Origin of the sequence: Delftia sp. WSY_7, from assembly GCF_043104845.1 — a bacterium.
Taxonomy (GTDB): Bacteria; Pseudomonadota; Gammaproteobacteria; order Burkholderiales; family Burkholderiaceae_C; genus Comamonas; species Comamonas tsuruhatensis.
The window spans coordinates 1-13436 of record NZ_JBICLB010000044.1; the positions used below are offsets into that span (position 1 = coordinate 1).

Genomic DNA, 13436 nt, shown 5'->3' on the forward strand with positions numbered 1-13436 from the left:
GCTGGAGTAGCGGCCCACCGACGGCTGCCCGCCGACCGCCGCCCGTTCAGTCGGCCTGGGCCGTGCCCCGGTCCAGCGTGGTCGGTGCCAGCCAGTATTTGAAGGTGCCGGTGGCCGTGGCCACGAGCTTTCCGTCTTCATCGAGCAACTGCGCCGCGCAGCTGCACAGGCTGCGGCTGGAGTGCACCACCCAGCCTTCGGCCAGCAGCGCGCCCTTGCCCGGGCGGTGGAAGCGGCTGCTCATCTCCACCGTCACGGCGGTCTGCGATGGCGCACCGGGCAGCTCGCCGGCGGCGCGCGACATCACGGAGTCCAGCAGCGTCATGAGCACGCCGCCGTGCGCGGCGGGCAGCTGGTTGAGCAGTTCCTCGCGCATGTGGGGCAGGTGCACATGGACCTTGCCGGGCGGCGCGGGCACCTGCGAGGCGCCGATCAGCCGCATGAAGGCATTGCGGTCGGGGGCCGGTGCACTCATGTGGCTCATGCGGCGCGCGCCTCGCGCACCATGTTGCGCGCGATGATGACCTGCTGGATCTGGGTCGTGCCTTCGTACAGGCGGAACAGCCGCACGTCGCGGTAGAAGCGCTCGATGCCGAACTCGGCCAGGTAGCCCGAGCCGCCCAGGATCTGCACGGCGCGGTCGGCCACGCGGCCCACCATCTCGGTGGCGAACATCTTGCAGCACGAGGCCTCGGTGGAGACGTTGCGGCCCTCGTCGCGGCGGCGCGCTGCGTCGATCACCATGCACTCGGCCGCATACAGCTCGGCCTGGCTGTCGGCCAGCATGGCCTGCACCAGCTGGAACTCGCAGATGGGCTGGCCGAACTGCTTGCGCTCCAGCGCATAGTTCAGCGCGTCGCGCAGGATGCGCTGCGCCACGCCCACGCTCACGGCCGCGATGTGGATGCGGCCCTTGTCCAGCACCTTCATGGCGGTCTTGAAGCCCTGGCCTTCCTTCAGGCCGATGAGGTTGGCCGCCGGCACGCGCACGTTGTCGAAGAACACGTCGCAGGTGTGCGCGCCCTTCTGGCCCATCTTCACGTCGTTCTTGCCGAAGCTGATGCCCGGCGACTTCGCATCCACGATGAAGGCCGAGACGCCGCCCGCGCCCTTGTTGGCCGGGTCGGTGCGCGCCATCAGCGTGAACATGCCCGCATGCGGCGCATTGGTGATGAATCGCTTGTTGCCGTTGACCACATAGTGGTCACCGTCCCTGATGGCGGTGGTGCGCAGCGAGGCCGCGTCCGATCCCGCCTCGGGCTCGGTCAGCGCGAACGAGGCCATGATCTCGCCCGTGGCCAGCTTGGGCAGCCAGGCCGCCTGCTGCTCGGGCGTGCCGTCGATGAGGATGCCCTGCGAGCCTATGCCCACGGTCGTGCCGATCACCGAGCGGAAGGCCGGCGCGGTCTGGCACAGCTCGAAGAGCACGCGCACCTCTTCCTCCATGGTCAGTTCCAGCCCGCCGAACTGCTCGGGGATGGTCATGCCGAACAGGCCCAGGTTGCGCATCTCCTGCACGATGGACTCGGGAATCTCGTCGGTCTCGGCCACTTCGTTCTCGGCGGGCACCAGGCGCTCGCGCACAAAGCGGCGCACGCTGTCCAGCAGGGCTTCGAGGGTTTCTTGGTCGCGGATCATTGCGGTGTGCTTCCTGTGCGGTTCAGAGGGTTTCGGCGGTTCCCAGCACCGCCGTGGATTGGCTTGACAGCGTGCCGCCGTTGCCGTGCACCACGGCCGTGCGGTGGCGTCCCAGCTGGCGCTGGCCGGCCTCGCCGCGCAGCTGGCGCACGGCCTCGATCAGCGCAAAGATGCCGTACATGCCCGGGTGCACGCAGGACAGGCCGCCGCCGTTGGTGTTGACGGCCAGCCGCCCGCCGGGCGCGATACCGCCCTTGGACACGAAGGCGCCGCCTTCGCCCTTGGCGCAAAAGCCCAGGTCCTCCAGGAACAGCAGGGTGTTGATGGTGAAGGCGTCGTAGACCTGGGCCATGTCCATGTCGGCAGCGGTGAGCCCGGCCATGGCAAAGGCCTGGGCGCCCGACTGCGCGGCAGCCGTGGTGGTCAGGTCGGGCATGCAGGAGATCTGGCGGTTCCAGATGGCCGTGGCATTGCCCAGCACGTAGACGGGGGGGCGCGGCAGGTCGCGGGCGCGCTCGCCGCGCACCAGCACGATGGCGCCCGCGCCGTCCGTCACCAGGCAGCAGTCGCGCACGCTCAAGGGGCTGGCGATGGGGCGGGCCGAGAGCACGTCCTCGATGGTCAGCGGGTCGCGCATGAAGGCTTCGGGGTTGAGCTGGGCCCAGGCACGCGCGGCCACGGCCACCTCGGCCAGCTGCTCGCGCGTGGTGCCGAACTCGTGCATGTGGCGCGCGGCCGCCAGCGCATAGGCGGTCACGGGCAGCACGGGCTCGTAGGGGAACTCATAGGGCTGCGGGTCCAGGAAACGCCGCGCCGCCTGGCCTTCCTTGCGGCCGAAGGTGGCCGAGCGCTGGGCGCTGCCGTAGCACACCAGCACGGCCTTGCACTGGCCGGCCTCCAGCGCGCGGATGGCGGGCAGCAGGTGGGCGATGAAGCTGCTGCCGCCGATCATCGTGCCGTCCACGTAGGTGGGGTTGATGCCCAGGTGCTCGATCACGGGCATGGTCCACATGCTGGCGTTGACGCTGCAGGTGGCCAGGCCGTCGATGTCCTGCATGGTCAGGCCGGCATCGGCCACGGCCGCATGGGCGGCGCGCACCAGCAGGGTCATGTCGTCCATGCCGGGTGCCTCGCCGCAGCCATAGGTGGCGGCGCCGGCAATGGCCACGCGCCCGCGCAGCGGGCGGTTCACGGCGGCGGCGTCCAGGGTGGATTGGGGGATACGGGCGCTCATGCTGCACCTCCATGGGAAGCCTGTGGAGCCGGTTGCAGCGCGGGCTGGAACAGCACCAGGCCGCGTCCGTCCTTGCTCGCCACATGGGCGCTCACGCGCTGGCCTATGCGCACGTCGGCCGGCGCAATGCCTTCGACGCGGCCCATCATGCGCACGCCTTCGTCCAGGTCGATCAGGGCCACGTTGTAGTCGCCGCCGGCATCGCTCTTGCGTGCGACGGTGGAGGTGGAGTAGACCGTGCCCTGGCCGCTGGCGCGCACCCAGCGCAGCGGGCTGGCACCGCAGTGCGGGCACAGCTCGCGCGGGGTGAAGACATGGCGCGTGCATTGCGGGCACTGCTGTATGCAGAAACGGCCGGCATCGAGTTCGGCCTGGTAGTGGGTCTGTGCGCTCAGGTGCATGGGCGGTGTTTCCATTCTTTGTGTTCTTGGCGCTGCGCCCGGCGGCATGCAGGGCAGCGGCTGTCCGCCAGCATGCCCGCATCGCGGGGCCGCTTCAATTCGCCAATCTGGAAGGGTGGCTTCACCAGCGCCGGCGTCCGGCTGTCAACCCAGGGTTGCTGCCTAGGCGGGCCGGCAGGCACGGCTGCTATGGTGTTTATGCATTCCCGGCCTTTTCTTCATACCCGCCCTGCGCCGCCTGCCGGCGCACCGAGGGCGCGCCGCCGCTTTGTCACGGCGTGGCGCCACAGGAAGGCCGGCAATGGCGTGCCGCACCCCGGCCCGTTCTCCGCTGTCGATCCCCACCCACCCAGGAGGTTTTTGCACATGACGGATACGCTGATCAAGGTGGACCTGAACCGCCCGCCCACCGACAACGAAAGGGTCCACAACCGCTGGCACCCGGACATTCCCATGGCCTGCTGGGTCCAGCCCGGCGACGACTTCATCCTGGAGACCTACGACTGGACCGGCGGCTTCATCAAGAACAACGACAGCGCCGACGATGTGCGCGATATCGACCTGACCACGGTGCACTACCTGTCCGGCCCCGTGGGCGTGAAGGGCGCCCAGCCCGGCGACCTGCTGGTGGTGGACCTGCTGGACATCGGCGCCAAGCCCGACAGCCTCTGGGGCTTCAACGGCTTTTTCTCCAAGAACAATGGCGGCGGCTTCCTGACCGACCATTTCCCCTCGGCCCAGAAATCGATCTGGGACTTCAAGGGCATGTTCACCAGCTCGCGCCACATACCAGGCGTGAACTTCCCCGGCCTCATCCATCCCGGCCTCATCGGCTGCCTGCCTGACCGGCCCATGCTGGAGATGTGGAACGAGCGCGAGCGCGCCCTGGTCGCCACCGATCCCGAGCGCGTGCCCGGCCTGGCCAACCCGCCGTCGGCCGGCACGGCCCACATGGGCCAGATGCGCGGCGAGGCCCGCGACAAGGCCGCCGCCGAAGGCGCACGCACCGTGCCGCCGCGCGAGCATGGCGGCAACTGCGACATCAAGGACCTCTCGCGCGGCGCCAAGGTGTTCTTCCCCGTCTATGTGGACGGCGCCGGCCTGAGCGTGGGCGACCTGCACTTCAGCCAGGGCGATGGCGAGATCACCTTCTGCGGCGCCATCGAGATGGCCGGCTGGGTGCACATGAAGGTCGGACTCATCAAGGGCGGCATGGCCAAGTACGGCATCAAGAACCCCATCTTCAAGCCCAGCCCCGTCACGCCGCGCTATGACGACTACCTGATCTTCGAGGGCATCTCGGTGGACGAGAGCGGCAGGCAGCACTACCTGGATGTCAACGTGGCCTACCGCCAGGCCTGCCTGAACGCCATCGAATACCTGAAGAAGTTCGGCTACAGCGGCGCCCAGGCGTATTCCATCCTGGGCACGGCGCCCGTGCAGGGCCATATCAGCGGCGTGGTGGACGTGCCCAACTCCTGCGCCACGCTGTGGCTGCCCACGGGCATCTTCGACTTCGACATCAACCCCAACGCCGCAGGGCCGGTCGTCCAGTTCGACGGCAGCGTGGACATGCCCCTGTCCCCCGACCTGCGCTGACGCCAAGGAGCCCGCCCATGCCCACCTACGACTATGACTGCGTGCAATGCGGCGGCTTCGAGGCCCTGCGGCCGCTGCGCCTGCGCGACGAGCCTGCGGCCTGCCCCGGCTGCGGCACGGCGGCTGCGCGCGTGCTGGCCGCCGCGCCCCGGCTGGCGCTGATGGCCGACGGCACGCGCCGCGCCATGGACACCAACGAGCGCGCGCGCCACGAGCCCGCCAGCTCGCGCGACTATGACTATGCGCGGCTCAGGCACCCGGCAGGCTGCGGCTGCTGCGGATCGGGCCGGCGCAGCGCCACGGTGACGGCGCCCAACGGCGCGAAGTCCGCGCCCTCGCGGCGGCCCTGGATGATCAGCCACTAGGCTGCATCGGGGTGGACCGATTCCCAGGGTTTCCACCGCTTGGGAGCCCTGGAAGCGCGCCTTCCACATTCGCGAAACACGGCGCAGGGCGGCTTGCCCAGAATGGGCCGCGCGGCAAGCCGCCGCCCGTTGCCCGGAGTTTCGCCATGCCCCCGTCTTCCTTCCTGCCTTCTGCCACTTCCTCCTTCTCTTCGCGCCGCCGCCGCCTGCTGTCCGCCGGTGGCGCGCTGGCGGCCGGCAGCCTCTTGCCTGCAGTCCGGCCGGCGTTTGCGGCCGATGCCTGGCCCACGCGGCCCGTGCGCTTCATCGTGCCCTTTCCGCCCGGCGGCCCGGTGGACACCACGGCACGCGCCTTCACCCAGAAGCTGGGCGAGATCTGGCCGCAGCCCTGCATCGTGGACAACCGCGCGGGCGCCGGCGGCATGGTGGGCGCGGCCCTCGCAGCCAAGGAGCCTGCCGACGGCTACACGCTGTTCGTGGGCTCCATCCACCATGCGGTCAACCCGGCGCTGCAGCCGAAGATGACCTACGACATAGAGCGCGACTTCGCGCCCGTGAGCTTTGCGGCCATGTTCCCGGTCTTCCTGGTGGCCCATCCCTCGGTGCCCGCCCGCAACGTGCGCGAGCTGATCGCGCTGGCCAAGTCCGGCAACGGGCTGAGCTTCGGCTCCTCGGGCAATGGCGGCGGCACGCACCTGGCCGGCGAGCTGTTCAACATGCATGCGGGCATCAAGCTGCAGCACATTCCCTACAAGGGCAGCGCGCCGGCCATGAACGACCTGCTGGGCGGCCAGGTGCAGCTGATGTTTGCCGATGCGCCCAGTGCGCTGCAGCACATCAAGTCGGGCCGCATCAAGGTGCTGGGCGTGGCCAGCCGCCAGCGCTCGGCCATGCTGCCCGAGGTGCCCACCATCGCCGAGTCGGGCCTGCCCGAGTACGAGGCCTATTCCTGGGCCGCGCTGTTCGCGCCGGCCCGCACGCCGCCCGCCGTGCTGGCGCGCATCAATGCCGACTTCAACACCGCGCTGCGCGATGCCGCCGTGCGCGAGCGCCTGCTGACGGCCGGCGCCGAGGCCGACCCCGGCACCCAGCAGCAGATGCGCGAGCGCCTGAGCAGCGAGCTGCGCAAATGGGCCCAGGTGGTCAAGGTGGCCGGCATCCAGGCGGACTGAGCACGGCGGCGTGCCCGTACCCGGGACAAACCCGGCTTCGCAGCGCTGCAACCCGGTCTTTCGCAATCGCGCATAGGCGGTCCGGGCCTGCCTGCTTAGGCTTGCCTCCGGTATCCAGAAAAACAACCCCGAGACAAGGAGACGGATATGCGGAAAGGCTTGATGCGAGGCGGCTTGACCAAGGCGCGCGCTGCCGGCTGCGCGCTGGGCGCCGGCCTGCTGTGGACGGCGGCGGCGCAGGCGCAGCAGATATCGGACGACGTGGTGCGCATCGGCGTGCTCAGCGACATGTCGGGCCTGTACGCGGACACGGCGGGGCGCGGCTCCGTCGAGGCCGCGAAGATGGCCGTGGCCGACTTCGGCGGCCAGGTGCTGGGCAGGAAGATCGAGGTGGTCTGGGCCGACCACCAGAACAAGGCCGACGTGGGCGCCACCCATGCGCGCACCTGGTTCGACCGCGACGGCGTGGACCTGATCGTGGACATCAACAACACGGCCGTCGCCATCGCCGTCAACAACCTGGCGCGCGAGCGCGGCAAGATGGTGATCAACACCGGCGGCGCCTCGGACATCCTCACCAACGAGCACTGCGCACCCACGGCCATCCACTACACCTACGACAGCTATGCGCTGGCCAACGGCGCGGTGCGCGGCATCCTGGCCCAGGGCAAGAAGGAATGGTTCATCCTGGGCGTGGACTACGCCTTCGGCAAGGCCATGACGGCCAACGTGACCGACTTCCTGAAGGACGGCGGCGGCAAGCTGGTGGGCACCACCTTCCATCCGCTCAATGCCAGCGATTTCTCGTCCTTCCTGCTGCAGGCCCAGGCCTCCAAGGCCTCGGTGATCAACCTGGCCAATGCCACCAGCGACACGGTCAACGCCATCAAGGCCGCGCACGAGTTCGGCATCGCGCCCAGGCAGACCCTGGTGCCCAGCCTGCTGTTCATCAACGACGTGCATGCGCTGGGCCTGCGCTACGGCCAGGGCATGGTGCTGACCACGGGCTTTTACTGGGACCGCACCGAAGCCACGCGTGGCTGGTCGCGGCGCTTCTTCGAGAAGATGAAGAAGATGCCCTCCATGATCCATGCGGGCGCCTACTCGGCCGTCACCAACTACCTCAAGGCCGTGCAGGCCACCAGGGGCGACGACGGCAACGCGGTGGCGCGCCAGCTCAAGCAGATGCCCATCGAGGACTTCTTCGCCCAGAACGGCAAGGTGCGCGAGGACGGCCGCATGGTGCACGACATGTACCTGGTGCAGATCAAGAAGCCCGAGGAATCCAGATACCCCTGGGACTACTACAAGGTGCTCTCCACCATCCCCGGTGACGAGGCCTTCCGCCCGCTGTCCAGGAGCAGCTGCAAGCTGGTGAAGACATCATGAAGACACGCGCCGCCGTACTCACGAGAACGGGCGCAGCCGCGCCCTATGCCGACAGCCGCCCGCTGGAGATCTGGGAGGTGGACCTGGCGCCGCCCGGCCCCGGCGAGGTGCTGGTCAAGGTGGCCGCCGCAGGCGTGTGCCACTCCGACCTGTCCATCATCAACGGCGACCGTCCGCGCGACACGCCCATCGTGCTCGGCCATGAGGCCGCAGGCGTGATCCAGGCGCTCGGCGAGGGCGTGACCGACCTGGAGGTGGGCGACCACGTGGTCATGCTCTTCGTGCCCGGCTGCGGCAACTGCCAGCCCTGCGCCGAGGGCCGGCCGGTGCTCTGCGAGCCCGCGGGCCAGGCCGGCGTGGCGGGCACCCTGCTGTCGGGCGCCAGGCGGCTGTCGCGCAATGGCCAGCCCATCTCGCACTTCGTCGGCGTCTCGGCCTTTGCCGAGCATGCCGTGCTCTCGCGCCGCGGCGTGCACCGCATCGACAAGTCGGTGCCGCTGGAGCTGGCTGCGCTGTTCGGCTGCGCCGTGATGACCGGCGTGGGCGCGGTGGCCAATACCGCCAGGGTGAGCCCCGGCCAGAGCGTGGCCGTGGTGGGGCTGGGCGGCGTGGGCCTGTCCTCGGTGATGGGCGCGGCGGCGGCGGGCGCGGCCCGCGTGGTGGCCGTGGACCTCAATGCCGACAAGCTGGCCATGGCGCGCGATTTCGGCGCCACCGACACCGTCAATGCCGGCGACGAGGATGCCGTCAAGCAGGTGCGGGCGCTGACGGGCGGCGGCGTGGACCATGCCTTCGAGATGGTGGGCTCGGCCAAGGCACTGGAGATGGCCTACCGCATCACGCGGCGCGGGGGCCAGACCGTGACGGCGGGCCTGCCTTCCAGCGCCCAGGCCATCAGCCTGCCGGTCTGGCACCTGGTGGCCGAGGGGCGCACGCTCAAGGGCTGCTACATGGGCAGCTGCGTGCCGCGCCGCGACATCGACCGCTATCTCGCCCTGCATGCGGCCGGCAGGCTGCCGGTGGACCGCCTGGTCACCGGCCACCTGACGCTGGACCAGATCAACGAGGGCTTCGACCGCCTGGCGCGGGGCGAGGCCATACGCCAGATCATCCGCATGGAGGCCTGATAGGAAGTCAGGCTGATCAGCGAGGACCGGGGCTGCTGCTGCTGTGTCCAAGCCAAGCACGGCGGTCAGGTGCCGTCGGGCAGCAGCTGGTTTTCCCAGCCGGTCAGCCGCTCGATGGCCCGGGCCACCTGCAGGATGCGGGCCTCGTCGAAGTAGCGTCCCACCACCTGCACGGCCAGCGGCAGGCCTTGCGGCGACAGGCCCACCGGCACGCTGATGGCCGGGTGCCCGGTCACGTTGAAGGCATGGGTCTGCACCGGCCAGTGGCGGAAATGCGGCATGGGGTCGAAGCGCGGCGCCGTATCCAGGGTGATGGCGGTCAGCAGCACGTCGCAGCGGTCCAGGGCCGCGTCCACGCGGGCCGCCAGCATGCGGCGCACGCGCAGGGCGTTCAGGTAGTCCTCCGAGGACACGGTGGCGCCCAGCAGCAGCCGCGCCGCCGTGAGCTCGCCATAGTCCAGCGGGCGCGAGCGCAGGTCCTGCGCATGGATGGTGAACATCTCGGCACTGAGGATGACGCGGCCGGCCGCCAGGAACTGCTGGCTGTGGGGCAGGCTCACGTGGATGGGACGGGCGCCGGCCTCGGCCAGCAGCGCGGCCGTGCGGTCGAAGGCCGAAAGGAACGTGGGCGACGCCTGGGGCGACGACTGGAAGTGGTCCTGCGGCACGCCGATGGTCAGGCCCTTCACGCCCTGCTCAAGCCCCGTGCTGTAGTCGTCCACGGGTTCGGTGGAGCTGGCCGGGTCCAGCGGGTCGTGCCCGGCCAGCACCTGCAGCGCGATGGCCGCATCCTCCACGCTGCGCGACAGCGGGCCGCAGTGGTCCAGCGTCCAGGCCAGGGGGAACACGCCGTGCTTGGAGACGCGGCCGTAGGTGGGTTTCAGCCCCACGGCGCCGCACCAGGCGGCCGGTATGAGGATGGAGCCGCCCGTGCAGGTGCCCAGGGCCAGCCGCGTGAAGCCTGCCGCAATGGCGGCGCCCGAGCCCGACGACGATCCGCCCGGGATATGGGCCAGGTCCCAGGGGTTGCGGGCTGCGGGAAACGGCAGGTCGGGGCTGGGCGCGCCGATGGCGAACTCGTGCGTGGCCAGCTTGCCCAGGATGACGGCGCCCGCATCGCGCAGGCGCCGCACCGGCGTGGAATCGTCTTCGGGCACATAGTCCAGGCTCAGCCAGGACTGGCAGGTGGTCGGCAGGCCGGCCACGTCGTAGACGTCCTTGATGGCCACGGCAATGCCGTGGAGCAACGGCAGATCGGCGCTTTCTCCGCGCGCCATGTCTGCGTTGCGCGCAGCCTCCATGGCACCGCTGGCATCGAGATTGGTGAAGGCATGGATGTCGATGTCCATGGCGCGGATGCGTCCCAGCGCCGCCCGGGTCAGCATCTCCGAAGTGGTCTTGCCGGCGCGCAGCGCGCTGGCCATCTGTCGTATCGAAAGTTCAGGACTGCCGCTCATGCTTGCTCTGACGGGAGATGGTGGTGTGGATCTGCGAGGGTCCCGCCTCATGCGCCAGTTCGTTGACGAGGCCGCGGTGCTCCATCAGCAACTGGTGCTCCGCCAGGATGGGTCCCAGCCGCTCGAAGGGGATGTCGATGCCGTGCTTTTTCAGCGCATTGAGCAATTCGTGCAGCGCATTGACATCGGGCCCTGCCAGTTTCTGCGGCGAAGGGGGTATTTCAGATTTTCGCGATGCCGGCATCACTGACCACCTTTCTCCATTTTCTGGCGTCGTCGGATACGAATGCCTTGGTGCTGTCCACGGATTTCCAAAGGGGAATGCTGCCAAGCTCCATGAATTTCTTCTGCACCTTTTCGTCGGTCAGGATATTTTTCATCTGTGCATTGATGGCGTTCACTATCGCGGCCGGCGTGCCCTTGGGTGCCATGAGCACATTCCATGAGGTCTCGTTGAAATTGCCGAGCCGGGCCGGGCTTTGCTCGCTGAGCGTCTGCCAGTCGGGCATGAGGGGCGAGCGCTCGCGCGTGGCCACGCCCACGCGATTGACCTTGCCCTGGTGCACATACTGCTTGGCCGTGATCAGCAGGTCGAAGGCGATATCGACCTGGCCGCTCACCAGGTCGCTCATCATGGGCGCGGCGCCCTGGTAGGGGATGTGCAGCATGCGTATGTCGGCGGCCAGGCTCAGGGCCTCGGCCGCCATGTGGCCCGCGCTGCCGTAGCCCGGCGTGGCATAGGTCAGCTTGCCGGGGCTGCGCCGCGCCAGCTCGATCAGGTCCTGCACCGACGCCAGCTTCAGGCCCGGGCGTGTGATGAGCACCAGAGGACCGTCGTTGATGGTGGAGATGGCTTCGAGGTCGTTGACCACGTCATAGCCGGCCTGCGTGTACAGCGCGCCCGAGATGGTCTGGGCCGTGGAGCAGATCAGCAGCGTATATCCATCGGGACGGGCCTTGGAGACCTGGCGCGCACCGATGTTGCCCGAGGCGCCAGGGCGGTTTTCCACCACCACGTTGACGCGCAGGCGTTGTGCAAGCTCCTTGGCGATGATGCGCCCCACGATATCGGTGCCACCGCCTGCCGGGAAAGGTACAACCAGCGTGATCTGCCGGTCTGGCCAGGCCGCATGAACCAAGCTGGCAGCGATCAGGAAAATACCTCCGAAAATCAGATTGAGGATTTTTTTCATTCGCTTGATTCAAATGGTTGCGGAAATGGGGCTTGTCTTTTTGCAGACGTGAGCAGGCACATGGGATGTGCACCACTGCGGCTGCCTGCAGCCCGGGCATGGCAAGCGTTCAGTTAATGAATCTTTTTAAACTATCGAGATATTAAGTTCCATAGTTTTACATCATGAAAGAAGGGGTGCAAGGCCTGCGCCACGCTTGGCGTAGGGGTGTTGCATCGATGCCGCAGATAAGGGTTTCCGACGGCGATGGCCTTGGCGCGCGTCGGGATTCAGGGCAGGGAGGGTGAAAGGTTGCACCGGCAGTGGCACCGGCGCAACGATTCAGCGGGCGTGTTGGCTCAAGCGCGCAGCGCCTGTTCCTGCAGCAGGCGCTTGAGCACCTTGCCGTTGGGGCTGGTGGGCAGCTCGGCCAGGGGCACGATGCGGGCGGGCAGCTTGTAGGGCGCCAGCCGTTCTCGCAGGTGGGCACGCGCGGCAGCGTTGTCCAGCGTGGCGCCGGGCTGCAGCTCGACGAAGGCGATGACCTCCTCGTTGCCATCGTTTTCGGGGCGGCCGACCACGGCGCTGCGCTGCACGCCGGGCAGCTCGTTGAGCGCCAGTTCCACCTCGGCCGGATACACATTGAAGCCCGAGCGGATGATCATTTCCTTGAGCCGCCCCACCACGAAGAGCGCGCCGTCGTCATGCAGCTCGCCCAGGTCGCCGCTGGCGTACCAGCCGCCCTCGCGCATCACGGCGGCCGTGGCCTGGTCATCGCGGAAGTAGCCGTGCATCAGGCCGCGCCCGCGTATCCACAGCTCGCCGCGCTCGCCCACCGGCAGGGGCCGGCCCGTGGCCGGGTCCACGGCGCGCACCTCGGCGCCTTCCACCACGTAGCCGGCGCTGGTGTCGGGCCGCTGCTCGCCCTGTCGCGTGAGGTGGACCGACCCTGCGTATTCCGACAGGCCGTAGCCATGGTGCAGCGCCTGGCCGAAGGCGGCCTCCACGCGTTTCTTGAGCGTCAGGTCCAGCGGGCCTGCGCCTGTGTAGACATAGCGCAGCGCAGGCGCCTGCGGGTGTGCAATGCCCTGCTCCTGCAGATGGGCCAGCAGGCGCGCGTACAGCGCAGGCGGCCCCTGCAGTTGCGAGATGCCGTGGCGCGCCAGCGCATCCAGCAGGTCGGCCGGGTCGAACTGCGGGCGCATCACCATCTGCGCGCCCGCATGCAGCGAGGCCAGCAGCACCGTGCCCAGCCCGAAGATGTGGGTCATGGGCACGAAGGCGTAGCTGCGGTCCCCGGGGCCCAGCCCGCGCGATGCGGCCGAGACGCGCGCGAACAGCGTCAGCGCCTCATGCCCCACCATCACGCCCTTGGGCGTGCCCGTGGTGCCCGAGGTGAAGATCAGCGCCGCCACCTCGTCCTGCAGCGCGCCGGATTCGGCCACCGCCTCAGCGCGCACGGGGCTGTGCTGCATGCCGGCCAGGGCCGAGTCGCCTGCGCCAAAGCGCCGCGCGTGGCCGCTGGCGCTGTCCGATGCGGCCGAGGTGAAATACACCACGCGCGCATCGGCCTTGGCCGCAAAGGCATCGATCTCGCCGGGCGCCATGCGTGCGTTCACGCCACAGGACCAGGCGCCCACGCGGCTGCAGGCCAGGATCAGCGCCGCATGCTCGGGGCAGTTCTCGGCCACGACCAGCACGCGGTCGCCGGGCCGCACCTGCAGCGCGCGCAGCTCGGCCTCGGCCGTGTCCGCCAGCGCGCCCAGGTCGGCAAAGCTCAGGCTGCTGCCGTCGGGCAGGTGGATGAAGGGACGCTGCGGCGCTTCGGCCAGCCAGCGGTCCAGCAGATGGTGTATTCGTTGATTCATGCTCCGCGTATCCC

Annotated in this window: 13 protein-coding genes; 5 read left to right on the forward strand and 8 right to left on the reverse strand. The window is 68.9% G+C overall.

Going from position 1 to position 13436, the window contains the following annotated elements:
• Positions 1 to 46: 46 nt before the first annotated feature.
• Genes ACF8ME_RS23590 through ACF8ME_RS23605 form a run of 4 tightly spaced genes read right to left on the reverse strand, consistent with a single transcriptional unit; the run spans position 47 to position 3273 of the window.
• Positions 47 to 475, reverse strand: coding sequence for a PaaI family thioesterase (locus tag ACF8ME_RS23590; protein ID WP_392418504.1), 429 nt, complete (start codon positions 473 to 475; stop codon positions 47 to 49).
• 5 nt (positions 476 to 480) lie between these two features.
• Positions 481 to 1638, reverse strand: a complete 1158-nt coding sequence (locus tag ACF8ME_RS23595) for an acyl-CoA dehydrogenase family protein (protein WP_013800068.1) — start codon at positions 1636 to 1638, stop codon at positions 481 to 483.
• 22 nt (positions 1639 to 1660) lie between these two features.
• Positions 1661 to 2872 (reverse strand): thiolase, encoded by a 1212-nt coding sequence (locus ACF8ME_RS23600; RefSeq protein ID WP_012202116.1) that lies wholly within the window; start codon positions 2870 to 2872, stop codon positions 1661 to 1663.
• Positions 2869 to 3273 (reverse strand): Zn-ribbon domain-containing OB-fold protein, encoded by a 405-nt coding sequence (locus ACF8ME_RS23605; RefSeq protein ID WP_034365598.1) that lies wholly within the window; start codon positions 3271 to 3273, stop codon positions 2869 to 2871. The genes ACF8ME_RS23600 and ACF8ME_RS23605 overlap by 4 nt, the downstream gene beginning before the upstream one ends.
• Positions 3274 to 3639: 366 nt before the next feature.
• Between ACF8ME_RS23605 and fmdA the strand changes: the two genes are divergently transcribed.
• From fmdA to ACF8ME_RS23630, 5 genes are all read left to right on the forward strand, one after another.
• Positions 3640 to 4872: a formamidase gene (gene fmdA / locus ACF8ME_RS23610; RefSeq protein ID WP_392418412.1), complete on the forward strand. Its 1233-nt coding sequence runs from the start codon at positions 3640 to 3642 to the stop codon at positions 4870 to 4872.
• A gap of 17 nt (positions 4873 to 4889) precedes the next feature.
• The gene (locus tag ACF8ME_RS23615; RefSeq protein WP_099732541.1) at positions 4890 to 5237 is read left to right on the forward strand and encodes a zinc ribbon domain-containing protein; all 348 of its coding nucleotides are present in this window, start codon (positions 4890 to 4892) and stop codon (positions 5235 to 5237) included.
• Positions 5238 to 5383: 146 nt separating this feature from the next.
• The gene (locus ACF8ME_RS23620; RefSeq protein ID WP_016450260.1) at positions 5384 to 6409 is read left to right on the forward strand and encodes a tripartite tricarboxylate transporter substrate binding protein; all 1026 of its coding nucleotides are present in this window, start codon (positions 5384 to 5386) and stop codon (positions 6407 to 6409) included.
• Positions 6410 to 6556: 147 nt separating this feature from the next.
• Entirely contained in the window at positions 6557 to 7798 is a 1242-nt protein-coding gene (locus ACF8ME_RS23625) for an ABC transporter substrate-binding protein (RefSeq protein WP_392418414.1), read from the forward strand.
• Positions 7795 to 8925, forward strand: a complete 1131-nt coding sequence (locus ACF8ME_RS23630; protein ID WP_392418416.1) for a zinc-dependent alcohol dehydrogenase family protein — start codon at positions 7795 to 7797, stop codon at positions 8923 to 8925. Before ACF8ME_RS23625 ends, ACF8ME_RS23630 begins: the two co-directional genes overlap by 4 nt.
• A 65-nt stretch (positions 8926 to 8990) precedes the next feature.
• On the opposite strand, the gene ACF8ME_RS23635 is transcribed toward ACF8ME_RS23630, so the two are convergent.
• The 4 genes from ACF8ME_RS23635 to ACF8ME_RS23650 all read right to left on the reverse strand — a co-directional run bounded on the left by ACF8ME_RS23635 (position 8991) and on the right by ACF8ME_RS23650 (position 13422).
• On the reverse strand, positions 8991 to 10382 hold the full coding sequence (locus tag ACF8ME_RS23635) for an amidase (RefSeq protein WP_392418418.1): 1392 nt from the start codon (positions 10380 to 10382) through the stop codon (positions 8991 to 8993).
• Entirely contained in the window at positions 10366 to 10626 is a 261-nt protein-coding gene (locus ACF8ME_RS23640) for a hypothetical protein (RefSeq protein WP_016450256.1), read from the reverse strand. The genes ACF8ME_RS23635 and ACF8ME_RS23640 overlap by 17 nt, the downstream gene beginning before the upstream one ends.
• Complete coding sequence (locus ACF8ME_RS23645) at positions 10604 to 11575, reverse strand: tripartite tricarboxylate transporter substrate binding protein (RefSeq protein WP_016450255.1); 972 nt, start codon at positions 11573 to 11575, stop codon at positions 10604 to 10606. The genes ACF8ME_RS23640 and ACF8ME_RS23645 overlap by 23 nt, the downstream gene beginning before the upstream one ends.
• Positions 11576 to 11913: 338 nt before the next feature.
• On the reverse strand, positions 11914 to 13422 hold the full coding sequence (locus tag ACF8ME_RS23650) for a class I adenylate-forming enzyme family protein (RefSeq protein ID WP_392418420.1): 1509 nt from the start codon (positions 13420 to 13422) through the stop codon (positions 11914 to 11916).
• Positions 13423 to 13436 lie beyond the last annotated feature (14 nt).